The 25,793-nt window shown below is 73.6% G+C and carries 25 protein-coding genes and 3 tRNA genes; 14 read left to right on the top strand and 14 right to left on the bottom strand.

Annotation, left to right across the window (positions count from 1 at the left end):
• Positions 1–11: 11 nt before the first annotated feature.
• Together ACI79I_RS13395 and ACI79I_RS13400 are read right to left on the bottom strand one after the other, a co-directional pair.
• Positions 12–1,502: a hypothetical protein gene (locus tag ACI79I_RS13395; protein ID WP_456992829.1), complete on the bottom strand. Its 1,491-nt coding sequence runs from the start codon at positions 1,500–1,502 to the stop codon at positions 12–14.
• Complete coding sequence (locus tag ACI79I_RS13400) at positions 1,499–2,446, bottom strand: tyrosine-type recombinase/integrase (protein ID WP_456992830.1); 948 nt, start codon at positions 2,444–2,446, stop codon at positions 1,499–1,501. The genes ACI79I_RS13395 and ACI79I_RS13400 overlap by 4 nt, the downstream gene beginning before the upstream one ends.
• A 687-nt stretch (positions 2,447–3,133) precedes the next feature.
• On the opposite strand from ACI79I_RS13400, the gene ACI79I_RS13405 reads away from it, so the two are divergent.
• The 5 genes from ACI79I_RS13405 (at position 3,134) to ACI79I_RS13425 (ending at position 7,976) form a co-directional block, all read left to right on the top strand.
• Positions 3,134–3,493: a hypothetical protein gene (locus tag ACI79I_RS13405; RefSeq protein WP_456992831.1), complete on the top strand. Its 360-nt coding sequence runs from the start codon at positions 3,134–3,136 to the stop codon at positions 3,491–3,493.
• A gap of 179 nt (positions 3,494–3,672) precedes the next feature.
• Positions 3,673–4,041 carry a hypothetical protein gene (locus tag ACI79I_RS13410; RefSeq protein ID WP_456992832.1) on the top strand — a complete coding sequence of 123 codons (369 nt, stop codon included), beginning with the start codon at positions 3,673–3,675 and terminating at the stop codon, positions 4,039–4,041.
• A gap of 70 nt (positions 4,042–4,111) precedes the next feature.
• Positions 4,112–4,456 carry a hypothetical protein gene (locus ACI79I_RS13415; RefSeq protein ID WP_456992833.1) on the top strand — a complete coding sequence of 115 codons (345 nt, stop codon included), beginning with the start codon at positions 4,112–4,114 and terminating at the stop codon, positions 4,454–4,456.
• A gap of 147 nt (positions 4,457–4,603) precedes the next feature.
• A complete protein-coding gene (locus tag ACI79I_RS13420) occupies positions 4,604–6,811 on the top strand; it encodes a DUF2461 family protein (RefSeq protein WP_456992834.1) in 2,208 nt (735 codons plus the stop codon).
• Between the two features lies 1 nt (position 6,812).
• Complete coding sequence (locus ACI79I_RS13425) at positions 6,813–7,976, top strand: 5-methylcytosine restriction system specificity protein McrC (protein WP_456992835.1); 1,164 nt, start codon at positions 6,813–6,815, stop codon at positions 7,974–7,976.
• Between the two features lie 26 nt (positions 7,977–8,002).
• On the opposite strand, the gene ACI79I_RS13430 is transcribed toward ACI79I_RS13425, so the two are convergent.
• A complete protein-coding gene (locus ACI79I_RS13430) occupies positions 8,003–9,898 on the bottom strand; it encodes a hypothetical protein (protein WP_456992836.1) in 1,896 nt (631 codons plus the stop codon).
• Positions 9,899–10,321: 423 nt separating this feature from the next.
• On the bottom strand, positions 10,322–11,530 hold the full coding sequence (locus tag ACI79I_RS13435) for a serine hydrolase domain-containing protein (protein ID WP_456992837.1): 1,209 nt from the start codon (positions 11,528–11,530) through the stop codon (positions 10,322–10,324).
• Between the two features lie 851 nt (positions 11,531–12,381).
• Between ACI79I_RS13435 and ACI79I_RS13440 the strand changes: the two genes are divergently transcribed.
• Both ACI79I_RS13440 and ACI79I_RS13445 read left to right on the top strand, forming a co-directional pair.
• Positions 12,382–12,648, top strand: a complete 267-nt coding sequence (locus tag ACI79I_RS13440) for a hypothetical protein (RefSeq protein ID WP_456992838.1) — start codon at positions 12,382–12,384, stop codon at positions 12,646–12,648.
• Positions 12,649–12,709: 61 nt separating this feature from the next.
• Positions 12,710–13,162, top strand: a complete 453-nt coding sequence (locus tag ACI79I_RS13445) for an ATP-binding protein (RefSeq protein WP_456992839.1) — start codon at positions 12,710–12,712, stop codon at positions 13,160–13,162.
• Positions 13,163–13,389: 227 nt separating this feature from the next.
• On the opposite strand, the gene ACI79I_RS13450 is transcribed toward ACI79I_RS13445, so the two are convergent.
• The 4 genes from ACI79I_RS13450 to ACI79I_RS13465 all read right to left on the bottom strand — a co-directional run bounded on the left by ACI79I_RS13450 (position 13,390) and on the right by ACI79I_RS13465 (position 16,413).
• Positions 13,390–14,118: an ANTAR domain-containing protein gene (locus ACI79I_RS13450; protein ID WP_456992840.1), complete on the bottom strand. Its 729-nt coding sequence runs from the start codon at positions 14,116–14,118 to the stop codon at positions 13,390–13,392.
• A gap of 372 nt (positions 14,119–14,490) precedes the next feature.
• Positions 14,491–15,345: a hypothetical protein gene (locus ACI79I_RS13455; protein WP_456992841.1), complete on the bottom strand. Its 855-nt coding sequence runs from the start codon at positions 15,343–15,345 to the stop codon at positions 14,491–14,493.
• Between the two features lie 25 nt (positions 15,346–15,370).
• Positions 15,371–16,252, bottom strand: coding sequence for a Rieske 2Fe-2S domain-containing protein (locus ACI79I_RS13460; RefSeq protein WP_456992842.1), 882 nt, complete (start codon positions 16,250–16,252; stop codon positions 15,371–15,373).
• Positions 16,249–16,413 carry a hypothetical protein gene (locus ACI79I_RS13465; RefSeq protein ID WP_456992843.1) on the bottom strand — a complete coding sequence of 55 codons (165 nt, stop codon included), beginning with the start codon at positions 16,411–16,413 and terminating at the stop codon, positions 16,249–16,251. The genes ACI79I_RS13460 and ACI79I_RS13465 overlap by 4 nt, the downstream gene beginning before the upstream one ends.
• A 164-nt stretch (positions 16,414–16,577) precedes the next feature.
• Here ACI79I_RS13465 and ACI79I_RS13470 point away from each other — a divergent pair, with 164 nt between their 5' ends.
• Genes ACI79I_RS13470 through ACI79I_RS13480 form a run of 3 tightly spaced genes read left to right on the top strand, consistent with a single transcriptional unit; the run spans position 16,578 to position 19,022 of the window.
• Positions 16,578–17,078, top strand: a complete 501-nt coding sequence (locus ACI79I_RS13470) for a GtrA family protein (protein WP_456992844.1) — start codon at positions 16,578–16,580, stop codon at positions 17,076–17,078.
• Positions 17,079–17,130: 52 nt separating this feature from the next.
• A complete protein-coding gene (locus tag ACI79I_RS13475; RefSeq protein ID WP_456992845.1) occupies positions 17,131–18,660 on the top strand; it encodes a metallophosphoesterase in 1,530 nt (509 codons plus the stop codon).
• A gap of 23 nt (positions 18,661–18,683) precedes the next feature.
• Positions 18,684–19,022, top strand: a complete 339-nt coding sequence (locus ACI79I_RS13480) for a hypothetical protein (protein ID WP_456992846.1) — start codon at positions 18,684–18,686, stop codon at positions 19,020–19,022.
• A gap of 22 nt (positions 19,023–19,044) precedes the next feature.
• On the opposite strand, the gene ACI79I_RS13485 is transcribed toward ACI79I_RS13480, so the two are convergent.
• On the bottom strand, positions 19,045–19,722 hold the full coding sequence (locus ACI79I_RS13485) for an AMIN-like domain-containing (lipo)protein (RefSeq protein WP_456992847.1): 678 nt from the start codon (positions 19,720–19,722) through the stop codon (positions 19,045–19,047).
• A gap of 354 nt (positions 19,723–20,076) precedes the next feature.
• Here ACI79I_RS13485 and ACI79I_RS13490 point away from each other — a divergent pair.
• The 4 genes from ACI79I_RS13490 (at position 20,077) to ACI79I_RS13505 (ending at position 20,877) form a co-directional block, all read left to right on the top strand.
• Positions 20,077–20,149, top strand: a tRNA-Glu gene (locus ACI79I_RS13490).
• Positions 20,150–20,173: 24 nt separating this feature from the next.
• Positions 20,174–20,247: transfer RNA gene (locus ACI79I_RS13495), tRNA-Asp, on the top strand.
• Positions 20,248–20,270: 23 nt separating this feature from the next.
• Positions 20,271–20,344, top strand: a tRNA-Phe gene (locus tag ACI79I_RS13500).
• A gap of 50 nt (positions 20,345–20,394) precedes the next feature.
• Positions 20,395–20,877: a GNAT family N-acetyltransferase gene (locus ACI79I_RS13505; RefSeq protein ID WP_456992848.1), complete on the top strand. Its 483-nt coding sequence runs from the start codon at positions 20,395–20,397 to the stop codon at positions 20,875–20,877.
• Here ACI79I_RS13505 and ACI79I_RS13510 read toward each other — a convergent pair.
• From ACI79I_RS13510 to ACI79I_RS13530, 5 genes are all read right to left on the bottom strand, one after another.
• Positions 20,874–21,863: a glycosyltransferase gene (locus ACI79I_RS13510; RefSeq protein WP_456992849.1), complete on the bottom strand. Its 990-nt coding sequence runs from the start codon at positions 21,861–21,863 to the stop codon at positions 20,874–20,876. The genes ACI79I_RS13505 and ACI79I_RS13510 overlap by 4 nt on opposite strands.
• A gap of 154 nt (positions 21,864–22,017) precedes the next feature.
• Positions 22,018–23,712: an FAD-dependent oxidoreductase gene (locus ACI79I_RS13515; RefSeq protein WP_456992850.1), complete on the bottom strand. Its 1,695-nt coding sequence runs from the start codon at positions 23,710–23,712 to the stop codon at positions 22,018–22,020.
• Complete coding sequence (locus ACI79I_RS13520) at positions 23,709–24,602, bottom strand: hypothetical protein (RefSeq protein ID WP_456992851.1); 894 nt, start codon at positions 24,600–24,602, stop codon at positions 23,709–23,711. The genes ACI79I_RS13515 and ACI79I_RS13520 overlap by 4 nt, the downstream gene beginning before the upstream one ends.
• Positions 24,603–24,876: 274 nt before the next feature.
• Complete coding sequence (locus ACI79I_RS13525; RefSeq protein ID WP_456992852.1) at positions 24,877–25,305, bottom strand: VOC family protein; 429 nt, start codon at positions 25,303–25,305, stop codon at positions 24,877–24,879.
• The gene (locus ACI79I_RS13530) at positions 25,302–25,781 is read right to left on the bottom strand and encodes a helix-turn-helix domain-containing protein (protein WP_456992873.1); all 480 of its coding nucleotides are present in this window, start codon (positions 25,779–25,781) and stop codon (positions 25,302–25,304) included. The genes ACI79I_RS13525 and ACI79I_RS13530 overlap by 4 nt, the downstream gene beginning before the upstream one ends.
• Positions 25,782–25,793: the final 12 nt, after the last annotated feature.

The following is a 25,793-nucleotide window of genomic DNA, read 5'->3' on the forward strand; positions in this document are numbered from 1 at the left end:
CCGGTGTCCGGTCACGCCGCCCGCAGCGGGCGGCGCCGGGCCGTGACCGAGGCCTGCGAGGCGGTCTGCGCGGCCCGGTGGGCGACGACGGCGTTGGACAGCAGCGCGAAGCAGGTGGCATCGAGCAGCTGGCGGCGCCAGCCCAGGCTCATCGCGCGGTTGACCAGCAGGGATCGCTTGAAGGCGCTGTTGAACGCCTCGGCGTCGTTGCGGATGCCGTACAGGCGGGTGAAGTCGTCCTCGCCCTCGGCGATCAGCCGGACGTTCTCGGCGCGGCGGGCGTCGGGGTCGCCGGGCTCACCGTGCGGAGTGATCCATGCGTCGAAGTCCCCCCGCGGGCAGGGCACGGTGAACGCGGCGCTGAAGTGGTAGTTGCCGCTGCTGCGGCGAGGGCGCTTGACCTGGCGGCGGGCCAGCCGATGGGCGATCACCGGATCGCCGGCCTCGTCGAGGGTCATCTCCACGATCGCGCCGTCGACAGCGGCCAGCATGTGCGCGCAAGCCCCGTCCTCGGTGTCGTGCTCCCAGGTGCCCAGCGGATAGGTCTTGACCGCCTTGACCCCGTCTCGGTCGGCCTTCTCCGCCTCGGTGAGCGGCGCGGCGGCGACCTTGTTGACGACGACCAGCCCGTGGCGGGTCATCAGAGTCTCGAGGTGCACGCCGCGCAGCGCGCCGTCATAGACGACGGCCTGCACGCCGGCGCCGGCGACGCGGTGCACGTCGCCGATGAGCCCGACGGCGGCGTCGGCCTCGCGACCGGGGCGCTCGGCGCGGCCGACGGCCAGCACGACCCGCTGGTAGGGGGCGTCGCCGCGGGCGTAGACGGCGACCAGATTGGTGCCGTGGACGGGGCCGGTGTGGCCGTGCCACTCGGCGCTGTCGGGGTCGTGGCGGCGGGTAGGGGTGTCGGTGAGCTTGCCGGTGCGCTTGTCGCGGTAGCGGCGCAGCCGCTGCCCGGTGTCGGGATCCTCGACCCACACCACGGGCGGGGGTTTATAGAGACCTCGCACCACCGTGCCGTCCCCGTAGACCGTTCGGGAGCGCGCCGGGTGGGTCAGCGACCCGGGTCCTGCAGGGTCGAGCAGGCCGAGGCCGCGGGCCTGGGCGACCGCACCGTCGATGAACAGCCGGTGCATCTCGGCCAGTGCCTCGTCGGTGGTGAGGTGCGTGTTGCGGGCGTACTGCCAGGCCGCCCAGGTCGGCGGGCGGTCCCCCGGCGGCGCCCACAGCTCGGCGGGCAGCCGGTCGCGCATCGCGGTGGCCTCGGCCTGCATCAGCGGCCACAGCGTGCCGCTGCGCAGCTCGGCGTCCAGCTTGGCGCCCGAGCGGGTCATGCGGGTCAGCACGCCGAAGGCGATGAGCAGGTAGCCGGGGTGCACCGGGCGGCGGCCCACCGGCGGGGCGGCCGGGACGAGCTGCCCGAGTTCGTAGATCGGGCGGTGGCGCATGACGGCGCGCACCTGCTCGACGGTGGTCGGGACGTTGCTGCGGGGTCGGGTCATCGGCCGCTCCGCCAGGTCAGGGCGATGTCCTCGGCCGCGGTGTCCAGGCTGCGCGCTCCCAGCCGGCGGGCCACCTCCTCGATCGGCGATCCGGCGTCGAACAGCTCCCGGCCGGCCCAGTGCCGCAGGGACGCCGGGCGGACGTCGGCCTCCCCGGACAGCCCGGCCAGGTCGAGCACCGCTCCGAGGGCGTTGCAGACGCTGGCCTGGCTCACGTGCCCGCCAGGGCGGGCAGCGCCGCCGTAGGCGAGCAGGGTGTCCGCGCCCGCGTCGGCGGCCTGCAGTGCCTGCGTGTGGCGGGCCAGCACCGCCTGTCCCCACGGCGACAGCGTCCCGACGCGGGGGTCGTGGCGGCGGGTGCCGGGCAGCCGCACCACGGTCGGCCGCCGCGCATCGTCCAGGTCCCGCAGCCGCACTGCGGCGATCTCGCTGGAGACCGCGGTGGTCTCCCCCAGCGCCCAGCACACCGCCAGGCGCAGGGTGCGCGCACCAGCGCCCAGCCGGCTCGACAGCCGGCACAGCGCAACCTCGTCGCCGGTCAGCGGCCGCGCCGCGCGGACGCCGCGCGGCGGCAGCACCAGGTCCAGCGTCGGATCCCCGTCGTGCCAGCCGCGGGCCCGCAGCGTCCGGTACAGCAGCCGCAGACAGGTGCGGCGGGCGTGCATCGTGGCCAGCTCCGCCGGTCGCCCGTCGCCGGTGCGGGCCCGGACGAACGCCGCGGCGTCCACCGGGGTCTCCTGCCCGAACCGCTGCACGCCACCGGCCTCGAGCCGGCGCACGTATCGGCCGATGGTCTCGGTGGCCCGCAGCAGCGTCTGCTCGCTGATCAGCCGCTCGGTCCGCCACTGCGCGGTCACCTGTACCACCGCGTCGGCCAGCTCCGGCCCGGCAGTCGCCGCGGCCCGCACCGGCGGGGTGCTGTTGGCCGCAACCCGTCGCCCCACATCGCCTCCCTCGTCCCAGGACTCTGACGGGGCGCAGCGTGCGGGCGGTCACCGCTGCGGCATTCGACCGCACCGCCTGAGAGCACGCCCGACCGGGGGGGGCAAGGCGGGTGGCACGCAGGTGATTGCGCCCCCGCCGGCCGCCGGAACAGACACCGGCATCCGGTCTGCGGGCCGGCGACCGCCGGCGTCACGACCGGACCGCCCAACAGGCGGGCACCTCGCAGTCAGTGGTCATCATCACCGGCCGCGGACAACTCCACAGCGACCCAGACCCAGCACATGCGAGGACGTGGACGCGGACAGCGACGCTCGGCGCCGGCGGCAGGAAGGAGGTGATCAGTAGCCGCCGGGCATGGGGCAACCGGCATCGGCACGGAGGAGGTAAGGACGGCCGGCGCCGACCCACGCAGCGGCCTCGGACGGGCGGGCACAGCGCAGGCCGGGACCGGGCACGCCGGTGGCAGAAAGGGAGGTGAACTGCCGCCACCGGGTGCTGCGGTGCACTCCGGCAGGACGGAGCGCCCACCGGCCGCCGAAACTCGTTGCCTGTAGGAGCCGGGACTGGCGGAGCCGGTCCCCGCTCCAACGGGTGACCGCGAGCTTCCCAACCGACATCGGCGGGAGCTTCGCGCTACCCCTCGGCATCCCGCCGGGACGAGCGCCGAGGTCCATCGGAGGACCTGCATGACCGCGATCGACCACATCCTCGGCATCGGCGACGGCACCGTCGTCTCCCTCGCCGAGTGGAGCCCCCGCCGCCGCGCGCACCTGCGGCAGCTGCTGGAGGTGCGGGCTCGCCTGGCCGCCACGGCGGCCGAGCAGCGCTCCCACGACCTGCCCGAGTGCACGGACATCCTGCACGTGCTGTGGGCGGTCGAGGAGACGATCCGCGAGAGCTGGCCGCAGGTGTACTACGCGCAGTTCCCGCAGTGGGCCTCCGAGGAGGAGGGCATGCTGCACGAGCTGCCCACGCAGGGCTGCAGCGTCTGCGCCGCCGACGCCACGTACGGCGGCGTGGACAACCAGCCGCCCGAGGCGGCCTGACCGCCGGTGGGCCCGGGCGCATCGCGCCCGGGCCCACCCGCCTGTACCGGCGGCCACCCTCCTGGTTCGCCCGAACGGGTGAGCCGGGACGAATGCCACCCGGCGACGCCCCAGCACTCCTGGTGCCGCGACCCACTCGCCGCGGCCCTGCGCCGCCCGCACCGGAGGTGCCCCACCCCGTGCCCGACTTCCTCACCGCCCGCCCCCACCGGCCGCTGCACCCGGACGTGCTGCTCGCCCTGCGGGACGCAGCCGTCCTGCGCCGCGCGGCGGCACTGGTCGACATCGACCTCGACTCACTGCCCATCGGCTTCAGCCCCCACCACAGCAGTGAGCGCCTCGCCGCTACCCGCACCGCCGCCGAGCTGCTGCTGGCCCGCCTGGAGCCGCTGCTGCCCTGCCCGGACTGCGCCGGCGCCGACACCGATCGGCGGCTGGAGTGCGCGCAGGAGCTGGGGACGCTCGAGGCCCGGCTGGCCAGCGCTGCAACCCGCGCGCAGATCGCGCTGTCGCTGCGGCTGCGCAGCCCTGACCTGTACGCCGCCTGACCTGACCGCGGCTCCTCGACACCGGCACCGCCCCCGGCCGACTCCGTCCCCGTCAACCCAGCAGGGAGCCATGACCTCAACCGACCCCGCCCGCGATCCCAACGCCTGGATGCGCGTCGAAGGCCCGGCCCGCCGGGTCCTGCGCCTGGAGCTGCTGCGCCGCCGCGACCACCTGGCTACCGCAGCAGCCGAGCACACCGCCCACGACCAGGTCGGCGCCGAACTGCTGTGGCTGGCCGCCGATGACGCCGAGGCACGGCTGCGCGACCTGTTCCCGGACACCTGGGCCGAGCAGCACGCCGCCTGGGCGACCACCGACGCCACACGGCTCCACACCGCTACCGACCCGCGGGCCTCCCGGTGCCGCCTGTGCGCACCCAACCCGCCGCGCTCCAGCTCCTCTGCGGCGGCGTGACCGCTGCCAGCGTGTGGCCCCGCCTCAACACGGCGGGGCCCACACCGCGGCGTCTCTCCCAAAGGTCCGCCGTGTCAGGGTGACCAGGCAGGACGTGAACGGGATGAGTGACCCGAGCTATGAGCGCAGTGCGGGGAGGCTCGCAACATGACCGCCAGTGACCTCACGACGGACTCGACCCCGCATGTGCTCAGCCAGGTCCGTACCGCCTTCGGCGACCGGTTCGTGGCCGGCCGCATGCTCGCCGAGCAGGCAGCCGTGGCTCTCCTGGACAGCCGCGCCGGCCGTCTGGACCGAGATGAGGCCACGCGGCTCGGGCAGCTGTTCAACACCCACGAACTGGCCGGCCGGATCCGCCAAGACCGGTTCTCCCCCGCGTTCGCCGGCGCGACGATGCAGAAGGTCACCGAAGACCTCGACCGGTTCAACGACGTCGTGGCCACCCTGTGGACAGCGGACGTCGACACGGCGCTGGACACGCTTGGAGGGATCCTCGGCGACCGCTCCGTTCTCCCCGGCGCCGGGTCGTCACTGCCGAGCATGCTGCTGTACCTGCGCGACCCGGACCAGTTCGGTGTGTGCATCAACGCCACCATGCGGGGGCTCGCCGCCGCCATGCGCTGCCCGCCCTTCCACGCCGACAGCCGCGCGGAGTACGAGCGGTTCTGTCGGTCCCTGAACGAGTGGCGGACGCGCCACGACGTCGCGCCGCAAGAAGCCGACGCCGTCCTGACCGCACTGTGGCGTGAGGCGCGGCAGGCACGCGCCGACACCGGCGCGACCACCACGTTCGGGCAGGCGCCGTTGGCGTTCCTGGCCGACCTGGCAAACCACAACGACGGTGCCTGGATGCAGGCCAACCGGGACCGGTATCGCACCGAGCTCCGGCAACCGTTCGTCACCCTGCTCGAGCAGCTCGCCGAGCGGCATCTCAGAGAACTGGACCCGCAACTCGACACCGCGGTGAAGACCAACCATGTACTGGCCTCCATCCGCAAGCGGTTCCCCGACGAGCAGGGCGAGTACTACACGTACCTGTGGGGCGCGTTCAGCCGAGGACGTAAGCAGGAGGACGTCCAGCTCGCCGTGCTCGTCCAGCCCGCTGCTCTGGAGGCGTCGTTGTTCTTGGGATCGGCCACCGACGAACAGCGGGAGCGGCTCAGGACCGCCCTGACCAACCGGGCCGACGAGCTGTTCGCCTCCGTGGCGCCCCACCTCGACGAGCTCACCTGGGAGATCCACGTCCGCGAACACCCGCTCGACGAGGCGGTGCCAGGACGCGCGGTCGGAGACGCCGCGGGCATGCAGAACTGGCTCGACGCCGGCGGCACGTCGATCAAGTGGGCGATCCCGGCGGGCGACCCACGACTCGACGACCCGCACCTCGCCGACCAGATCGGGACGCTGTTCCGCGCCCTGCACCCGCTCGCGGCCGCAGCATGGGGGGACGACGTCGTCGTCCCCGTCGAGGACGACGAGGAAGATGACGGCGGCGGTGACCCCGGGGGGCCGCTGTCGGTGGGAGACGTCGCGGAAGCCTGCCACCTGCCCGCCGAGGTGATCGACGAGTGGGTCGGCGCCCTGACCACGCTGCGGCAGGGGCTGTTCTACGGGCCGCCAGGGACCGGGAAGACCCACGTCGCCACCACCCTGGCCCGCCACCTTGCCACCTCCGCCGAGCACATCGAGCTAGTGCAGTTCCACTCCGCCTACTCCTACGAGGACTTCATCGAGGGCTTGCGTCCCGACGCAACCGCCGACAGCGGCGCGCTCCGCTACACGGTCCGTCCGGGGCTGTTCCAGGAGCTGTGCACGAAGGCACGTGCGGCGGCCGATGACACGTTCGTGCTCGTCATCGACGAGATGAACCGCGCCGACGTCGCCGCCGTCTTCGGTGAGCTGCTGCTCCTGCTCGAGTACCGCGGTAGCCGATCCGTGCTCCTGCCCTACTCCCAGCGCCGGTTCTCAGTGCCGCGCAACCTCGTCGTGCTCGGCACCATGAACACCGCCGACCGCAGCCTCGCCCTCGTCGACTTCGCGCTGCGTCGCCGGTTCAACGCCTTCCCGCTTCACCCGAGCCGTGACGTGCTGGCGCGCTGGGCGACGACGCACCCCGACGTCGACGGCGACCTCCTCGTCGGCCTGTTCGACCTGGTGCTCGACCGGGTCGGCGCCGACAGTCCGGTCGCGCCCGGCCACTCCTACTGGATGGTCGACGACGCCGACGCGGTCACCGCCGAACGGATCTGGTCGTACCAGGTGCGGCCTTATCTGGCCGAGCACTGGTTCGAACAGCCGGAGCAGCTCGCCCGGCTCGACCAAGACGTTCGCGCGCTGATCGCCGAACGGAGCTGACGTGCTCGAGCTGCGCGAGTACGAGACCCGCACCGTCGCCCTGACGGCCGCGCAGGCCGTCGAGCTCGCGCGGCTGACCCGGGGTGCCATCACCGACAGTGCCGAGCCGCGGGTGATCCAGCAGCTCACCCCCTCGGCGCAGCCGGGCTGCTACGACGTCCAGCCCGGCCCGTTCGTCGGCCGGTTCACGCTGCGCTCTGGATTGACCGTCGACATCGCCAGCCGGTTTCCGTTCACGGACCTGCTCGAGGTCCTGCGGGTCGCCGCACGTCACCCCACTGTGCTGCACGAAGCGCCTACGCTGTTCCGCGTCGGCCGGGGGCTGCTCGAGCTGATCGCGACCGCGTTCGCGCGCGAGCTCCGCGGCATAGCCGGGTTCGGCCTTGCGAAGGGGTACGTCGCCCGCACCTTCACCCGACCGCCCTACCCGGGGGTCCCCGATGCCACCGCCCACCTCGCCCGGCACCTCGGTCGGCCCGATCGCCTCATCACGCGTGCGCGGCGGCAGACCGTCGACATCCCGGTGAACCAGGTCCTCGCCGCCGCGCACCGCGTTCTGGTCCACCAGACCTACGAGGACCCGCAACTGGCCGTCCGGCTGCGCGCGCTGGCACCGGTCCTCACCGGCATCACCGCCGTCGCCGACCCGCAGCACCTGCTCGACATAGCCAGACGCAACATGCCGACTCGCTACCGCGAAGCCGTCGGCCTCGCCGCCCTCATCCTCGCCGGTCGCACCACACTGCCCGCCGGCAGTGGCACCGGCGGCGTCAGCGTCCTGTTCAACATGACGAGAGTGTGGGAGTCGTTCGTGCAGGCTGCGTTGGCACGGTCCCTGCGCCCTGGGCATCGGCTGTCCGTCCAGCACCCAGTCCTGCTGAGTACCGACGGGACGAACATCACCGCCGCTGCCGACCTCCTCGAAGTCGGCCCCGACCACAGCCCGGTCGCGCTCTACGACGCGAAGTACAAGCCGTGGGGCGCCAAGCCGAGTACCGACGAGATCTACCAGGTCGTCACCTACGCCTACCGGCTCGGCCTGCGCACCGCGACCCTCGTCTACCCCGGGCGCGGCGAACACAGCGAAGTCAGCATCGGGGAGTACCGCGTGCGCACGGCTGGCCTCGAGGTATTAGCGCCTCGTCTCGCGACCCTTGAGGCGTAGGTCCGATGCGCCGCACGGGCCCTCGGTCAGTCCGGCCGCAACTGGGCGCGTGCTTCGACGACCATCTCCTCGTAGCGTCGCCGGCGTTCAGCCGGGCTACGGGGATCGACGGGGAGCCCGACTGCGCGCGCATGCTGATGCGTCACCTGCTGGTCGCCCTCGGCCGCCGCGAACGCATCGACGGTGTTGTCTGCTCGAAGCAGCGCTGTGCCCTCCACGCCGAAGTACTCCAGGAGCCCTCCGGCTAGATGCCGCGCTGTCTGGACCACTGCGCGTGGGTCTTCGGCGGCTGGCAGCTCGACCAGCTCCGTGGCCGTCGGCGGCGTGCTGCCGAGCGGCAGGTCGTAGCCGCCAGGAACTGGCCGATCGCCGAGGCGGTGTTCGTCCTCGTCCCGGACCTCCTCGACGATCCGGACACCGAGTTGTCGCGGGTCGTGCACGCCCGGGATGGCCAAGTCGGTCGGCAGCATGACCTGCGCCTGCAAGACCATCGCGTCGATGGGTTCGCCGTCGTGCCGGGCATGATCAAGGGCCAACTCGACGGCGGTCAGCATCCAGATTTCGAGTAGGTCGCGTCGGACCGGAAGGAAGATGGCCGCATCGCGGACCGTCTCTCCTGGTTGCCCGGACCAGCTCACGAACCCAGGAGTGTCGATCGCCGGCGGCTCCGAAACGGCGGCGGCCACGACGGCGCTGCCGTCGTCCAGCAGCTCGACGCGCCAGCGGGTCGAAGGTGCCGGGCCGTGCAAGGACTCGCCGGTGAAGGTCACGCGGCCGGGGCGGCGAACGGCTTGCGTGCTCCAGTCGAGCAGGACGACCGGTGCGCTCCTCTCCCGCCAGCGCGTCAACTGCTCGCGACGTTGTTCGACTGTCGTCCGGCCTGAGACTTGCGCGGCCAACCGCGAGCCCGTCGGGATCGCCGCCAACAGCAACCAGCAGCGGTTGTTGCGCTCGACCTCGGCGGCAAGACCGTCCAGCAGGGACGCGAGGCGGAGCTGGTCCTGAGATGACGGCGCGGATCCCGACGCTGCCGGCACCGTCTCGAGGTCGGCCAGCTGGCGCTGAAGCCCTGCGAGCTGAAGCTGCAGCTGCTCCCAGGTTCTGTACCAGGGGAGGTGGGGCCCCTCACCGGGCCCCGGCTGCGGCACCTGACGCAGTGCACTGCGGAGCAAGGCGATCTCATCGCGCAGTTCGGCTTCGGTCGTGTCCCGGTCTTCCTCGGCGCCGCCGCGCACGTGCTCCACAGTCACGGAGTCGGTGATGCCGACCTGGTCGTGGGCCGCCGCGCTTCCTCCGACAGCAGCAGGATGGTCGAGCCGTCGCTGGATCCCGGCGCTGGCGGCGGGCGGGAGCAGCGGGATCGCACCAAGAGACGGCACCGGGTACTCAGGCTGGTTGGTCAGGATCCGGAGGAGTGGGGTCATGCCGTCGTCGTCGAACGCCGGTACGCGGACCCGCGGAAGTCGGTCGAGGCCATACGGCACGTCCGAGTCATCACAGCTCGGAAGCAGGACCGGTACCACCTTCTTCTGGAAGGCGTCGCGATCTTCGTTGAACATGCTCAGGAGGACGTCCACCTCAGCGGCGGCGCCGCGTCCGGTGCGGCCGTCTCCCGATTCCTCCCAGGCGCGACGCCACCCCGCGTTGACCACGGCGATGACGTCACGCTCGCGGACCATCCTGGGGCCCCACCGCGTCCAGTCGACTCCCCGCTCACTGAAGTGAGCGAGGTCGATGTCGGCGTCAATCCCTAAGCGGCGCAGTGCAACGAAGAACTCAAGGACTTCATCACGCCAAGCCTCGTCGGCCGCTCGCTGCGCCGCCCGGTCCTCGAGGCCCCGTCCCGCGTTCGAGGCATGAGACCAGCTGATGACGACCTGTGGTGCGGCCGGACCTGAGTCGCCGCCGGCGATGCCCCCCACACTTCGCACGCTACTGCCACCGACCGGCGGACCCGGAAGGGCGAGGGCTGAGGCACATCGCAGTTGTGCACGTCCAACGACTGCAGGCAGCCACGTCATTCAAGACCCGCCAGCCGTTCCACAGCCGACCGACGGCGTTCCACCACGGCGCATCCGACGTCCCAGGCTGCAACGACTGGACCGTCCGGGGATGGACAAATGCGCAGGCAGAAGAGGTTTTCTGCATCCACCAGAGGCCCGGTGGGTGCAGAAAACCCTCCAGACAACCCACGAGACAACGCGTGAGACATCGGGGGGCCGCTGCGGCCTGCAGCGAGGTTACCGTCCGTTCCTCACGCTGGTCCGCGGCGGAAGCCGCCCCGCGCGCGGGGTGACCTCGTCGATCGTGCGGGTTTCCGCCAACCGGCGAGTCGACGCAGCGCCTCAACCGGGCGGCATCGGCGGTGCGTCATCCGGTGCCACGACGGCTCCGATCAACCGGAACAGGCGGTCGGCAGCGTTGGCGTAGTTGCCCTCGGCGTCGAAAGCACCAGGCAGGTACGTCACGGCCACCGCGACGGCGACCTCCTGGGAGGGCAGGTACGCCGCCGTCCCGCTGATGCCGGCCAGTAGCGGGTTCTGCAGGATCCACGACCCGGAACGGACGACGCCCAGGCCGTAGTTGTACCCGTCCACCTGCGTGAAGCACGAGGGCGAACAGCTGGGGTCCGTGTGCCCGAAGCCCAGCAGGTTCGGGTCGGTCATGGCGTGGTAACTGGACTCCGACAGGAGGGCGCCGGTGCCGACCTGCACCGCGGTCGTCGCCATGTCGCCGATGGTCGTCGTCTGGTTCGCGCCGATCGGCGTGCCCCACTGCGTGTTCCAGAACGTCGACTCCTCGTAGAAGGCGGTCGTCGGCGGGATGCCGAGCGCCCCCCGGCGCTCCGAGCTGAAGGTGTGGAGGACCGGGTCGGGAACGCCGGAGGTCACCGACGCCACGGTGTCGGCCAGGCCCATCGGGCCGAGCACCTTCTCGCGCAGCAGCTGGTCCAACGGCTTCCCGCCGATCTCGGCGAGGATCTCGCCGAGGATCATGAAGTTGGTGTGCGCGTAGCTCCAGTTCGTCCCCGGGGGGAACGCGACCGGGCGGGTGAACGCGTAGGCGAGCCGCTCCTCGAAGGTCCAGATGTGGAACGGGTCCGCGTTCCAGGCGGCCTCCCAGGCCGGATCGGTCTCGTAGTCGGGATAGCCGGAGGTCTGGTTCGCCAGCATCTCCAGCGTGACCTCGTCGGCCTCGGGCAGGTCCGGCATCCAGCGGTCGATGGTGTCGTCGAGCCCGACCTCGTGCTCGTCGACGAACTGCATGAGGAGGGTGCCCAGGTAGGCAAAGGCGACGGCGCCGTTACGGAAGTGCATGTCGGTGGTCGCCGGCACGCCGTCCATCGACGTACCGAATGCCTGCCTCGTCACCACCTCCCCGCCCCGAGTGACCTCGACGATCACCGCCCGGAGGTGATCCTCGGCCATCGCGCTCTGCACGATGTCCGCGATCGCCGAGGGCGTCTCCTCCTGCGGAGTGTCACCGGAGGTCGTCGCGCCGGCCGGCACCGCAGTCACCGCGAGCGGGAGCACGGCCAGGACCGCTGCCGCCACGAGGCCTCGCCGAGCACTTCGGGTTCGGCTCCTGCACTGCATGGTCATGAGACGCATCAGTTCAGGCGCGAGGCCACTCGGCCAGGTGGCCGACCTCGGAGTGGGCATGCCGGCGGAGCCTCTCAGCCGACGCCGCGGTGCTGGCGGTTTCGACAACCGGAGCCGCCGCCGAGCGAAGGGTCGTCACCCGGTGTGCGACAGGGTGGTCGGAGGATCACCGGAGCCGGCATCGAGGCGGGCGCCGGCGACTGGAGCGACGGCTGAGCGGGAGGGACAGGGAACCGCTCTCCCATGAGGGGTCGCGAACGTCCACAGATGCCGCACAGCTCCGTTCCACACGAGGAGCTGCGGCGTTCCCCCGAAGGAGGAGGATCGTCCTGGAAACACACGTCGGACTGTCCGCTGCATCAGCCGAAGCGCAGCTCAACAGGGTTCTCTGCATCCACCAGAGGCCCGGGTGGAGCAGGGAGCCCCCGACTCCTCACGAGGACATGAGGAGAGGTCCGCTGCGCCTGCGGCCCGCTGCGGGGCTAGCGCGACCCGTGCGGCGGACGGCGGACGCTTCGACGACGAGGCCAGCCGGAGGCGGAGGAGCTCCAACTCCCGGAGCCACGCCGCCTGCATGCGGCCCGACATCCGTCGGACCGCATCGCCCGTCGCACACGGTCCCGGGGCCGTCGTTGCGTTTCCCGACACGCCCATGCGGGTACGACCAGGCACTGTTCGGGTCGCCCACCAACAAGGCGCCGGAGCGCGTCCGCGGGTACCACGCCACCATCGCCACCCGCCTCGTTCCCGTCGTCGAGCCGGCCACGGCTCCGACCGACCGCTCCCACCCCTCGAGGACCCCGGTGCCCGCCTCCACTGCTGTCTGCCCCCTGACCCTCATCGCCTGGCGGTTGGGCGATCCCCTCGTCTGCGACCTGTGGGCCGACTACGTCGCGCTGGGCGGGAACGGACCTCGCGCTGCGGTCGTCGAGTACCTCGACGGCACCGCCGCATGGAGCGACGTCGAGCACAACACCCTCGCGCATGCCGTCAACGAGTTCCCGTGGGACCTCGGTCACCCGAGCCTGGCCCCTCAGCGGGAGCTGCCGACCGCCCTTCGGGGCAGCTGAAGGCACCGGCATGAGCCCGGCGTGGGTACAACGGGCGCGGCCGGAAGTGGGGAGCGGTTCTGTGATCGGGCGCTGGGTGCCGGCCGGCCTGGCCGACCTGACCGCCGGCCGGCGACAGCTCGCCGCCGCTCTGCACGACGGCGCTCGCTCTCCCGGCGCCGAGGAGGGGGCAGTCGAGCGCCTGCTGCTGGCCTACGAGGAACTGGCCTCCAATGCGCTGCGTCACGGTCGCAGCCCGGACGAGGTCACCGTGACCGGCACCACCACGTCCTGGCTGCTCGAGGTCAGCGACGCCGCAGCCGACCGGCCGCCCAGCCCTGCCATCGGCCGCGATCCGGCGAGGGGTGGCCTCGGGCTGCACCTGGTCCCCCAACTGTGCGACGCGCACGGCTGGACGACCGACGGGCACCGCAAGTCCGTCTGGGCTCGCATCGACTCCACCCCCACCGAGGTCCGGTCGACCGCGCGGCAGGGGACGGCCCGGCCGCGAGACCACCGCGGGCCGGACCACTGACCCCGTCAGCGTCCTCAGCTGCGCACCGGGTCGCCCGCGAAGCACCACCGGTGTCTGCGGTGCACGGCCCTGCTGGGCGGCCCCGCCGCCCGTGCGTTGGAGCGGCGGGGCCTGACCACCGCAGCCCCCCAGGGATGCCGCGGTGGCTGCCTTGAGCGTCCAGGACACCCGGCCCCCGGGCGAGCCGACGCGGGTCGGGCGCCGACGACGGTCGGCTGCCCCCGGAGCTACCGGAGGGGGAACTCGCCGGTGTGCACGAGGTGGTCGGCGAGGTCGCGCACCTTCCGATTGGCGTGCATCGACGCCTGGGCCAGCAGCTGGAAGGCCTGGTCGGGGGTGAGTTTGTAGCGTTCGATGAGCACGCCTTTGGCCTGGTCGATCACCGCCCGGGACTCGAGCGCGAGCTGGAGGTTGTCGGCCATGTCGCGGGCGTTCTGGTAGGCGAACAGATTGCCGCACGCGACCGCGGCGTACGGGCCAAACCGGGTGGCGGCCGAGCGGCTGTCCTCGTCGAAGGCGCCGGCGTCCCGGGCGTAGATGTCCAGCGCCCCGCTGACCTGTTCCTCCTCGTCGATGCGCAGCGGGATCGACAGGGAGCTCAGGCAGCCGCGCTCGACCGCTCGGGACAGGTAGTCCCGCCAGCGGCTGTCCGTGCGGGCGTCGGCGACCTCGATCACCTCGCCGGAGCGGGCGGCGTGCAGGCAGGGACCGTGGTCGCGTTCGTACTGGCGCTCGTCGAGGTCGACGGCCAGCGGGCCGGTGCTCGCCAACAAGGTGGGCCTGTCCCTGACCAGCAGGGTGACCGACGTCTCGGGGTCGCCGGGCATCACGGTCTTGCTCAGATCTGCCACCGTCTGCAGCAGGCTGTCCATCGAGAGCTCACGCAGGGACAGCCGGCCCAGGCGCTCCAGCGCCTCGGCGGCGTCGGCGGGCTGCGGGTTCTCGTTGCTGGCCACGGCACGGCCTCCGGTCTGCTCTGCACCGGGGGCGGGTGACCTCGGCTGCGCGACCCCGATCTGGAGCCCGCGCTGCGCACCACGCCGCTGCTGGACGCACGATCGACGCCGGTCCCTCCCCACGCCTGCCCGCCACACTACGCGCCGGGCAGTGCCCCGCCGCATCCGTGGGGCGAGCCGTTCCGGACCGGTTTGAACCGGAACATCACAGTCCGTGACATTGCTCACGGCGTTTCACCCGCTCAGGGGATGGGGTGCTGCGGTATTCGTTACGTAGCGTCACATCCACCGAGCGAGGGCTCCGCGAGCTCCCCGGTGCCAGGCCCCGGCCCGGCCGTCCCGTTCCCCCCGGGGCGGCCGGGCCGGCTCCACTCAGCCGCAGACCCGCCGCACGAGGTCCCAGAGCAGGGCCTGCTGCGCCTCGTCCACCGGCAGCGGCACGGGGACCGCCTCGTCGTCCCCGACCGCCACCTGCAGGGGGAACAGGAACGGCTGCTTGACCTCGGCGAGCACGTGCGGCTCGCAGGTCGCCGGCGTGATCGTCACCGGCGCCGACGCCTCTCGCCGGCCGGCCGCGAGCTCCAGCGGCAGCCCCGCCAGGGCGACGTCCATCAGGACGCTCCGGCGGACGTCAGTGACGGTCACCGGCCGGTCGTCGTCCCCGTGTCGGGTCAGGACGACGGTGCCCGTGACCTCCTCGGCCGTGCCCGTGACCCCGGTGAAGGCGACGTCGACGACCGCCCGCACCGCGGCGACGGCGCACTCCTCGCGGTGGACGACGTGCAGGTCGTCGCCGGCCAGCGGCACCCGGACCTCCTCTGCCGCGCCGCCGGGCCGGGTCACCGTCAGGCGGGCCGCGACCGGGGCGGGGTCGGCCGAGCAGACCGGCCGACCGTAGGGCGTGGGCAGGTCGATCACCCGCCCCGGCGCGAACTCGGCGGTGAGCGCGGTCGGCGGCAGGGGCGCGAAGCCCGGCGAGTCCAGGGCCACCGCGGTCACCGTGAACGGCTCCGCACCGGTGTCGGCCACCCGCACCTGCACCCGGCCGCCGACGACCACGTCGGTGCGCAGCCGCACCACCTCGGCCGCGATGCCGGGCACGGCCGGCACGGCCGGCGCCGTCGACGTCGTCCCGCCAGCGACCGGGGAGGACGCCGGACCGCCGCCCGCGGGGGAGCTGCAGGCCGCGCAGAGGACCGCGATCAGCGCTGCGGCCGCCCGCCTCATGGCGCCGCAGCGTAGGCCCGCGGGGCTACCGCTGGTGGCCGGGCAGGCGGGCCATCACGTGGCCGGCCTCCATCCGGATCTCCAGCTTCTCCTGCGGGTTGGCGGCGGGACCGCGCCGCGGCTGGCCGTCCTCCAGGTCGAACGCCGAGCCGTGCCACGGGCAGACCAGGCACGCCGCGCCGTGCACCTCCTCCACCGACCCCTCGTACAGCGGGCCGGACAGGTGCGAGCAGGCACCGACGAAGGCGTCGACCCGCGTCCCCCGCCGGACGGCGACCAGCGGCACCTCGATGCTCGCGCCCTTGCCGGTGCGCAGCGCGGGCCGCCCCTCGGGCAGGTCGTCGAGCGGGCCGAGGTCGATCCAGTCCGTGGACAGCGCCCGCGCCGCGGTCGCGGCGTGCGAGGCGCCGGAGGACTGCGCGTAGGACATGTGCCCGCCCACCGCCGCGGATCCGGTGGCGATGCCCAGCCCCGAGTAGGAGAGGACCCGGCCGAGGCCGCCCCGGCCGCGCGCGCGGGCCACCAGGGAACCGATGAACAGGCCGAGCGCGACGGTGTTGCCCAGCGCGTGCAGGGCGCCGAGCCGGCGCACCCCGGAGCCCTGCTCCGACCAGTCCGCCGCGCCGGACAGCGCCGCGGGGACGGCGGCGGCCACGCCCGTGCCGATCAGCACCGTCGCGGCCGGCCGGAGCGGGGGGATCGCGTCGAGCAGGCCCGCCGACGTCCAGCTGCCCACGGGGACCTGCACCAGCACCGGGTGCAGGGGGTGGCCGAGCCACGTGCCGTGCAGGAAGTCCTTGAGCGCCTGTGGCCTGAGCGCGGCCTGCACGGCTCGCCGAGCCGGTTCGATCGCCTTGTCGAAGGTCGTCACGTCTGCGACCCGGTCGAGGATCCCCATGAGGCTCATGGGCGGCCCTTACCCGCGCCGACCGGGGACGATGCCGAGTGCGACCACCCGACCCCGCCCTGCCAGCTCCCCCCGCCGGCAGGGAGCAGCGTCAGCGCGACCGACGCCGCGACGGCGGCGGAGAGGAGGTGGCGGCCCTTGTCCGGTCGGTCGCTGCCCATGGACCGACGGTGACCGCCGCGCCTGGGAGCGACCTGGACGTCGCGTGTCAGGTCAGCAGGTGACGCGGTGCACAACGATTCTGTCGCACCTCAGGGGAATAAAGGCTGGCACACAGCCGATCCCCAGGTGGAGCCTGCACAAAGGACCTCGTGCTGAGGACCTCGTGCCCGTCGAGAGGAACGTCGTGACCTGCCCGTCGTTGATCTGCCGCCACCCTGTCCTGGGTGAGGCGGTGGACAACGTCGTGGCCCGGGTCCGCGCGGAGGACACGTTCGGGCAGTTCGCCCGGTTCGTCCTCGTCGGTGGGGCGACCACGCTGGTCTACGCCGCGCTGTTCGTGGCCCTCGAGTGGCTGGGCTACCTCCCGGCGCACCTCCTCGCGACGGCGACGTCCACCGCCCTGGCCAACGAGCTGCACCGGCGGATGACCTTCCGTGCCGGCGAGCGGGTGCACTGGTTCACCGCGCAGTGGGAGGCCGGTGGCGTGACCGTGCTGGGGCTGCTGGCCACCAGCGCCGCGCTCGGGGTCCTCGACTCCTCCGTCGGCCAGGTCAGCGTCCTCACCCAGGTCGCGCTGGTCGTCACGGTCACCGCGGTGATCGGCCTCATGCGCTTCCTGGCGCTGCGCTGGATCTTCCGCACGCCCGCCGCCGAGATCGCCTGACCGCCTGCCGCAGCCCGGCGCCCGGACACCCGGGCTCACTAGCCTGGTCCGGGTGAGCGAGCCGAGCACCCCTGGCGCCTCCGCACGCTCCCGGCTGCTGCGCGGTGCCGGCCGCTGGGCCGGGCGGGTGGCGGTCGTCCTGGCCGGCGCGTGGCTGGGCATCCTGCTGCTGGGCCGGGTCGACGCGCCGATCGGGCCGTTCGACGCCACGCTCGCCTTCCGTCCGTTCGGCGGCGGCGCCGACCTCGACATCCCGCCCCTGGGAGCGCTGCAGGTCGACGCCTACGACGGCCCTCTCCGGCTGGAGATCCAGCTCAGCCGCGTGGACGAGATCAGGGCCTCGGCGCTGGCCAGCGACCCGGCCCGGCTCGACACCGTGGTGGACCGGGTGAGCGCGGACCTCCGGGACGCCGTCGAGCGGGTCGCCGTCCTGACCGCCCTCGCCGGGGTGGCAGGCGCGACGGCGGCGTCCCTGCTGCTGCTCCGCCGGCGCCGCGAGGTGCTCCTGGCCCTCGGCCTGTCCGCCGGGCTGGTGGCCGGGACCGGCGGGCTGGCCGCGGCGACCTGGCGCCCGGAGGCCCTCTCGCAGCCCACCTACACCGGCCTGCTGGTCAACGCCAACAGCCTGATCGGCAGCGCGCAGGACATCGTCGCCCGCTTCGACGCCTACCGGGCGTCGCTGGAGGACCTCGTCTCCAACGTCAGCACGCTGTACTCCGCGCTCTCCGCGCTGCCCCCGCCGGGGGACGCCGACGACACGGTGGCCTTCCTGCACGTGTCCGACCTGCACCTCAACCCGGCCGGGTTCGACCTGGTGCGGCAGGTCGTCGCCCAGTTCGGCGTGGACGCCGTCCTCGACACCGGGGACATCACCGACTGGGGCAGCGAGCCGGAGAACAGCCTCATCACCTCCGTCGGCACGCTGGACGTCCCGTACGTGTTCATCCGCGGCAACCACGACTCCGCCGTCACCGCACAGCTGGTCGAGGCGCAACCCAACACGACCGTGCTGGACGACGCCGCCGTGGTCGTGGCGGACATCGAGGTCGTGGGCACGCCGGACCCGCGGTTCACGCCCGACCGGGACGCCACCGGCGGCACCGAGTCCCTCGAGCAGACCGGGGAGGACCTGGCCGAGCTCGCCGAGGCCCTGCCCCGGCGCCCGGCGATCGCGATGGTGCACGACCCGGAGCAGGCACCACCCCTGGACGGCGTCGTCCCCCTGGTCCTGGCCGGGCACACGCACGAGCGCGAGGTCTCCGAGCTCGACGACGGGACGCTGCTCATGGTGCAGGGCTCGACCGGTGGGGCGGGACTGCGCGCGCTGCAGGGCGAGTACCCCGAGCCGCTGACCTGCACCGTCCTGTACCTCGACCCGTCGACGGGCAGGTTGACCGCCTACGACGAGATCACCCTGGGCGGGCTCGGGGAGACCGAGGTGACCATCGAGCGCGTGGTGGTCCCGCCGCCGTCCCCGCAGGACGGGACGGGGCCGCCGGTGGACGGGACGGGCACGCCGGTGGACGGGACGGGCACGCCGGACGGCGGGACGACGACCCCGCCCGCCTCCCCGACCGGCTGACCGCCTCGACCTACCCTCAGCACATGTCCGCGACGACCACGACCCGCGCCGCCCGCCTGACCTCCGGCGCCCTCGCCGGCGCGCTGGCCCTGCTGCCGCTCGCCGGCTGCTCGTTCAGCTCGGAGAACTTCTCCTGCAGCGGCTCCTCCTGCTCGGTCACGCTCTCCGGGAGCGGCTCCGAGGTGGAGATCCTGGGCACGAACCTGGCCTTCGGTGGCGTCCAGGACGGCCGGGCCTCGCTGAGCGTCGGCAACGCCAGCGTGTCCTGCGCGCAGGGCGAGACCGTGAGCGCCGGTCCGCTGACGCTGGAGTGCACCACCGTCGAGTCCGACTCGGTGGAGCTGACCGCCTCCCTCGGCTGACCGGCTCCCTCGGCTGGCCGGCTCAGCCGGCGTCGCGGAGGTCCACCACCACACGCGTGGGGCTCTCGAGCGCGTAGACCCGGAACGGCGCCCGCGCGGTCGTGCCGATGAAGGCCACCGACGTGCCCTCGAAGGTGGCGTCCCAGGCGACCTCGGTGACCACCTGGGTGCCGCTCCCGGGCAGCGGGTCGGGGCCGGCCCACTCCTCGACGCCGGTGTCGTAGGGGTAGCCCATGCCGGTGAGCGTGACCTGCAGGACGGCCTCCCCCTCGAGCTCGACCGGTGCACCGCTGCCCTGGGAGCTGGCCTCGTCGACGTACCGCACGTCCCAGCCGGGGCTACCGGTGCCACCGACCTCGAAGACCACGCGGTCGAATCCGTCCTGACGGCCGGTGCGGATCTCGCTCACGGTCCCGCGCGCGTCGGCCGACGCGTCCTGCGTGTCCGGTTCGGTGTCGGCGGGGAACGAGGGAGCGTCGGAGGAGGCGTCCTCGTCCGTCGCGTCCTCCCCGCCCGTCTCGCCCTCGGTCTCGTCCTCGGGAGCCGTGGTCGCGGTCGCCGTCGAGGCGGACACCGACGAGGTGGCGGCGACCGGGGAGCCGGACGTCGACGAGCCACCCTGCGCCTCCGCGCACCCGGCGAGCAGGGTGACGGCGAGCAGCAGCGGCGGACAGACGAGAGCGGTGGCACGGCGAGTCACGCTCCGAGCGTGTCAGCCTCCGGGCCCGCTGCGCGGCAGCCCACTGCCCGTGTCGCGCCCTCGGGTCAGAGGGGTGGGAGGTCGCCGGCCCGCCGGCATCGCGCAGCACGGCGCCGACTCGGGGACCCCGGGCTGCGTGAGGCTGGGCACACACGCGAGCGAGCCGGGCCGGGCGCCGCCGCGGGTGACGACCGGGGACGCGGGTCAGGCCTCCGGCGCGACCTGCGCCGATGCCGCCCCGGCCGCGCCCGGCGCGCCGCCCCGCCTGTCCGGGGGAGTGACCCGCCGGGGGCACCCCCTGTCAGAGCCGCCCGCAGGAGCATGTATCGTTCTCGCTGCCCCCGGCGAACACGAGCCCCCATCGTCTAGCGGTCCAGGACGCCGCCCTTTCAAGGCGGTAGCACGGGTTCGAACCCCGTTGGGGGCACGGCACCACCAGCAGTACCAGCAAGGCCCTGTAGCGCAGTTGGTTAGCGCGCCGCCCTGTCACGGCGGAGGTCGCGGGTTCGAGTCCCGTCAGGGTCGCTCTCCGGTGGAGACACCGGGAGGGGCAGGTAGCTCAGTCGGTACGAGCGCTCGCCTGAAAAGCGAGAGGTCGGCGGTTCGACCCCGCCCCTGCCCACACCAGTTCCCCCGCGCCTACCCCGCCCAAGGGTCGGGCAGACTGCCGCGGTGAGCTCCCTCCCCACCACCGTTCGCGTGGGGTCCCGCACGTTCGGCCTCCGCCGGGCCACCGCGGACGACGTCCCGGCCCTGGTCGCCCTCCTCACCGACGACCCGCTCGGCCGTGACCGGGAGGCTGCCGACCTCGCCCCCTACCGGCAGGCCTTCGCCGCCGTGGACACCGATCCCGCGCACCTGCTGGTCGCCGTCACCGACGGGCCCGACGTCGTCGGCACGGCCCAGCTGACCGTCCTGCCGGGCCTCTCCCGCGGCGGCACGACCCGTCTGCAGGTCGAGGGGGTGCGCGTCCGCGCCGACCGCCGCGGAGCCGGTGTGGGCGCCGCGCTGTTCGGGTGGGTGGTCGAGGAGGGGCGCCGGCGCGGCTGCGGCCTCGTGCAGCTCACCACGGACGCCGTCCGCGCGGACGCACACCGCTTCTACGAGCGGCTCGGGTTCGTCGCCTCCCACGTGGGGTTCAAGCGAGAGCTCTAGCGGCCGCGGTCGGCGACCACCTGCGCGTACACCTGGTCGTGCACCTCCTGGACCGCGGCCCGCTGCTCGGCCCGCCAGGCCCGGTCGGCCGGTCGCGGCGCCGGCCGGGTCAGCGCCGCCGCGACGGCCGCGTCCAGCGACACCGGGTCGAAGCCCTGCTCCTCGTCGTTGCCGTAGGTGACCACGTCGGACCACTGGTCGGCGAACCAGCCGCAGCTGGGCGCGATCACGCGGGTGCCGACGTCCCGGCAGACCTCCAGGTCCGTCGAGTGCGTGCCGCAGCGCTCGGGGAGCACGACCGCGTGCAGCTCCTGGAGCTGGGTCACCCAGGCCTCGGCCTTACGCGGCAGGTACTCCAGGGTGTCACCGGCCGCGGGGACCGGTGGCGGCTCGACGCCGTCGTCGAGGAACACCCGCAGCCGCCCGCCCCCGTTGACCGCCCCCGACAGCGCCGCGCGCACCATCCCCGCGGGGTCGGGCAGCGCGGGCCCGTAGCGGCGCAGCGGCAGCCCCACCAGGCCGCGCTCGGCGCCCAGCTCGGGGACCGGGGTCGCCACGGAGGGGTGCGCCACGACGATGGCCGTCCGGCCGTACCGCTCGGCGATCTCGTCCGCGGCGCCGGGGGTGAGGGTGAGCACCACCTCCGCGGTCGCCAGCAGCGCCGCCAGGTGGGCGTCGTGCCGGCGCGGGGAGGCCTGCGCGGGGTCGCGCAGCTGGTGCACCGTGGCGACCAGCGGCACCCCGCTGCGGCGCAGCGTCTCGGTCCAGCTGACCATCTCGTCCTCGGGCAGGTGACCGAAGCCGCCGTGCACGTGGACGACGTCGACCTCGGCGGCGTGGGCCGCCAGGTAGGCCGGGTCCAGCCACGGGCTCGGGTCGTGCGCCGGCCCCACCCGCACGGTCCCGGAGGGGAGGACGGCGTCGACGTAGGCGTCGGTGTGGGGAACGGTCACCACCCGGATCCCGTGCCTCTGCTCGGCGCTCACGACGTGCTGCTCCTCTTGCGGCCGCGCACTGCGACGGCAGGGGCGGGTCGTCAGGACTCTGGTCCGGTTCGGCTACCCATGATCGGGGCGACGAACCTGTGACATCACCCTCGGTGCGCGGGTACACCCGAAGGAGTCAGGGGTGCCGCACGGCTCAGCGCGCCGCGGGCACCCGCAGGGAGGCCAGGTGCGCGTGCACGTGCGTGATCGCCAGGGCGCCCTCCCCCACCGCCGAGGCGACCCGCTTCACCGACCCCGAGCGGACGTCACCCGCGGCGAAGACGCCCGGGGTGCTGGTCTCGAGCAGCGCCGGCGGGCGCTCCAGCGGCTCGAAGAGGGCCGCGTCCGTGGCGCGCAGCGCGGGGCCGGTGAGCAGGAAGCCCCAGCGGTCCCGGGCCAGCGTGCCGGCCAGCCAGTCGGTGCGCGGCTCGCTGCCGATGAGCAGGAACAGCACGCCGGTCTCGACCGTCTCCGCCCCGGAGTCGAGGTCCTGGACGACGAAGGACTCCAGGAACTCGGTGCCGGTGCCGCCCACGACCTGCACCCGGGGCCGGATGTCGACGTTCGGCAACGCCTCCAGCTCTCGGATCAGGTAGTCCGACATCGTCTCGGCCAGCCCGGGCCGCCGGACCAGCACCGTCACCCGGTCGGCGAAGCGGGACAGGTACACCGCCGCCTGCCCGGCCGAGTTCCCCCCGCCGACGACGAAGACGTGCCGGCCGCGCATCGCCGGCGCCTCGCTCACCGCCGCGCCGTAGAAGACCCCCCGCCCGACCAGCGCCTCCAGGTCCGGGACGCCGATCCGCCGCCAGCTCGCGCCCAGGGCCAGGATGACCGTCCTCGCGCGCACCGACGTCCCGTCGCTGAGGTCGAGCACGTGCAGCCCGTCCCGGGTCCGCAGCCCCTGCGCGAACCGCATGAAGTGGAAGGTGCTGCCGAAGGCCCAGGCCTGCTGGTAGGAGCTGAACGCCAGCCGGTTGCCGCTGATCCCGGTCGGGAAGCCGGGGTAGTTGCGGATCAGCGAGCTGGTCCCCGCCTGCCCGCCGACCGCCTCGGCCTCCAGCACCAGCGTGGACAGGCCCTCGGACGCGGCGTACACGCTGGCGCCCAGCCCCGCCGGGCCCGCGCCCACCACGGCCACGTCCCAAACGACCTCGGGGTCCAGCGGCTGGAACAGGCCGAACGCCTCGGCCAGCTGCAGGTCGGTCGGGTCCTGGAGCACCGTCCGCTCCGGCTGGAAGCGCAGCACGAGCACCGGCAGCCGCGGCTCGTCCAGCTCCAGGCCGGCCAGGAGGTCGCGCCCCTCGGGGCTGTCGGCCTCGTAGAACCCGGTCGGGATGCGGTTGCGGGTGAGCTGGTCGCGCAGGTGCTGGGCACGCGGGGACCACCGGTCACCGATCATCCGCACCGCCTCGCGGCCGCCGTTGTGCCGGTTCGCCCACTCGTCGAGGACCTCGGTGATGGCGCAGTGGAACTCCTCGTCGACCTGCTCCTCGGGCGCGTAGACCCACCGGTCGAGCTGACCGAGGGTCAGCGCCTCGAAGATCGGGCGCGCGGTCTCCCAGGCGCCCCACCGGACCAGCGCCACGGCGAGCGCGCCGGGGTGCCGGGCGTGCAGCGACCGCAGCACCGCGAGCCCGTCCGGGTCCTCCGCCCCCAGGCCGCCGAGGAGCGCGGCCACCGGCGGGTCCCCCCACGCCGCCAGGGCGACCGGCACCTCGTCGGCGGAGACGCACGCGATCACCACGTAGTCGCCCCCGTAGCGCCGCTTGAGCTCGCGGACCGTAGCCAGGCGCGGCTTCTCGTCCCGGCAGACGACGACGAGCGCCCCCGGGTACTGCTCGATCACGCCGGCCCCGCTCCCGGCCGGGGCGCCAGCCGCCAGCCCGCGGCGCCCGTCCCGACCACCGCGACCACCAGGAGGGTGGAGACCCAGGCCGCGGGGTGGTCCCACCGGACGGTGCCGGGGAACCGCGCCACCGCCAGCGCCACGAGGACACCGAAGACGGTGTAGGCGATCGCCGCCGTCCGCAGCCGTTCCAGGTCCCCGGCCACCGCGGCCAGCGCCGTCGCCAGGCCGAAGGCGACCAGCCAGGCGGCCACCACGCGGCCGGTCAGCGGGGTCAGCGGCCACGGCCAGAGGGCGCCCGCCGTCGCCGGCGCCACGAACAGCGCCGCCCCCACGACCGTCAACGCCGCCGACTCCACCCCCAGCAACCCGCGCAGCAGCCGCGGCACGGGCGAGCGCGCCGGCGGGTCGGTCCCCGGCGCCCGCTCCTGCGGCACCAGCAGCGCCAGCATCGCCAGCGGGACGACGACGTAGACACCGAGCCAGAACCAGGCCGCCGCGCGCGCCAGGAACGGCAGGCCCGCGAACTCCGCGGCGAGGTGGAACCGGTCCAGGTGCAGCAGCGTCGCGGCCAGGGTGGCCACGACGAACACGAGGATCGTCAGCAGCGGCACCCGGGTGCGCGCCCACACCCCGTCGCGCAGCGACAGCACGACCAGCACGCACCCCGCGGCGTAGCCCGCGCCGAGGAAGGCGGCGGTCAGGGGTGGCTGGATCGTCCACGCGAACGTCCGGTCGGTCTGGTCGGCCAGGACGTAGAGCGCGCCCACCGCCAGGGCCGTGAGCAGGGCGAAGGAGCCCAGGAGAACCCGCATCCCCGGCAGCAGCCGGCGGACCGGCGGGGCGGGTGGTGCGGAGGGTGGTGCGGCGTGCGTGGCAGAGGCGTCCACCGGACCTCCGTGCGCCTCGATCCCCCGTGCACGGTCTGTCGGACAGGGGCATCGAACCACCGCCCGTCCTGCACTGTCACGGCCTTTCCGGGCACCCGGCGCCTCCCTGGACCCCGGGCACGGGGCGCGCCTGGCCGAGGCCGCCGCCCGAGCTCGGGGTGGCCCTCTGGCCGCCGGGGCGGCCACCGACCCTGGACGGTGCTCGACGAGGGCCTGGCCGCACTCGGCTGAGGCCGGGACCGCTCCCTCCGTGGTGGCGAGGGAGGAGTCCCTCTCAGTCGAAGTCGGCGGGTGTGAACTCCCGCCGCTCGACCAGCACCAGCCAGTTGCCCGAGTCGTCCCGCATGACCGCCTCGACGCCGTAGGGCCGTTCGGCCGGCTCCTGCAGGAAGGTGACGCCCTTCGCCGACAGCTCCTCGAATGTCTTCCGGCAGTCGTCGACGGCGAGCCCGAGCCCGCCCATCGACCCCTTCTCGAGCTGTCCGCGCACGAAGTCCGCGGCAGCGTCGTCCAGGGGCGGGCCGGGGGTCATCAGGGTCACCTCGAGCTCGGGTTGGCTGGGGTGCGCGATGGTCACCCACCGGAAGCCCTCGCCCATCGTGATGTCGGTGCGCGGCTCGAAGCCGAGGACGTCGACGTAGAAGTCGCGGGCCGCGCTCTGGTCCAGGCAGTAGACCGTGACCAGCGAGATGTTGGTGATCATGGCGTCGACCGTACGGACCGAGCGCCCCGCTGGCTTCTCCCAGATTGCTCGGTGCCGGTCGTCCCGCCGAGGTCGACGACGCCGCGCATGAACAGGTGGCAGCCGGGGACGTGCGCTCCGCCCCGCGCGGCCCACCGGTCGCGGTAGGCCACCGGCGACTCCCCCACCAGCCGCCGGAAGCGGGACGAGAACGAGCCGAGGCTGGCGAAGCCGACGGCCGTGCAGACCTCGGTCACCGTCAGGTTGGCCGACCGCAGCAGGTCCTGGGCGCGCTCGATCCGGCGGCGGGTGAGGTACCGGATCGGCGTCTCGCCGTAGGCGGCCTCGAAGCAGCGGGCGAAGTGGTACTTCGAGACCCCGGCCACCCGCGCGATCCGGTCCAGGTCGAGGTCCTCGGCGAAGTACCGGTCGACGTGGTCCCGCGCGCGGCGCAGGTGGACCCGGAGCGCGGGAGAGCCCGCACGAGCCGCCGTCATGGTCACCGCCCG

This window comes from Geodermatophilus sp. SYSU D01105, assembly GCF_054050095.1.

Bases quoted from the DNA above. Each gene is read 5' to 3' on its own strand.
- ACI79I_RS13395 (WP_456992829.1), bottom strand. From the start codon at position 1,502: ATGACCCGACCCCGCAGCAACGTCCCGACCACCGTCGAGCAGGTGCGC.
- ACI79I_RS13405 (WP_456992831.1), top strand. From the start codon at position 3,134: ATGACCGCGATCGACCACATCCTCGGCATCGGCGACGGCACCGTCGTC.
- ACI79I_RS13415 (WP_456992833.1), top strand. From the start codon at position 4,112: ATGACCTCAACCGACCCCGCCCGCGATCCCAACGCCTGGATGCGCGTC.
- ACI79I_RS13420 (WP_456992834.1), top strand. From the start codon at position 4,604: ATGACCGCCAGTGACCTCACGACGGACTCGACCCCGCATGTGCTCAGC.
- ACI79I_RS13455 (WP_456992841.1), bottom strand. From the start codon at position 15,345: ATGAGGCGGGCGGCCGCAGCGCTGATCGCGGTCCTCTGCGCGGCCTGC.
- ACI79I_RS13460 (WP_456992842.1), bottom strand. From the start codon at position 16,252: ATGAGCCTCATGGGGATCCTCGACCGGGTCGCAGACGTGACGACCTTC.
- ACI79I_RS13465 (WP_456992843.1), bottom strand. From the start codon at position 16,413: ATGGGCAGCGACCGACCGGACAAGGGCCGCCACCTCCTCTCCGCCGCC.
- ACI79I_RS13480 (WP_456992846.1), top strand. From the start codon at position 18,684: ATGTCCGCGACGACCACGACCCGCGCCGCCCGCCTGACCTCCGGCGCC.
- ACI79I_RS13525 (WP_456992852.1), bottom strand. From the start codon at position 25,305: ATGATCACCAACATCTCGCTGGTCACGGTCTACTGCCTGGACCAGAGC.
- ACI79I_RS13530 (WP_456992873.1), bottom strand. From the start codon at position 25,781: ATGACGGCGGCTCGTGCGGGCTCTCCCGCGCTCCGGGTCCACCTGCGC.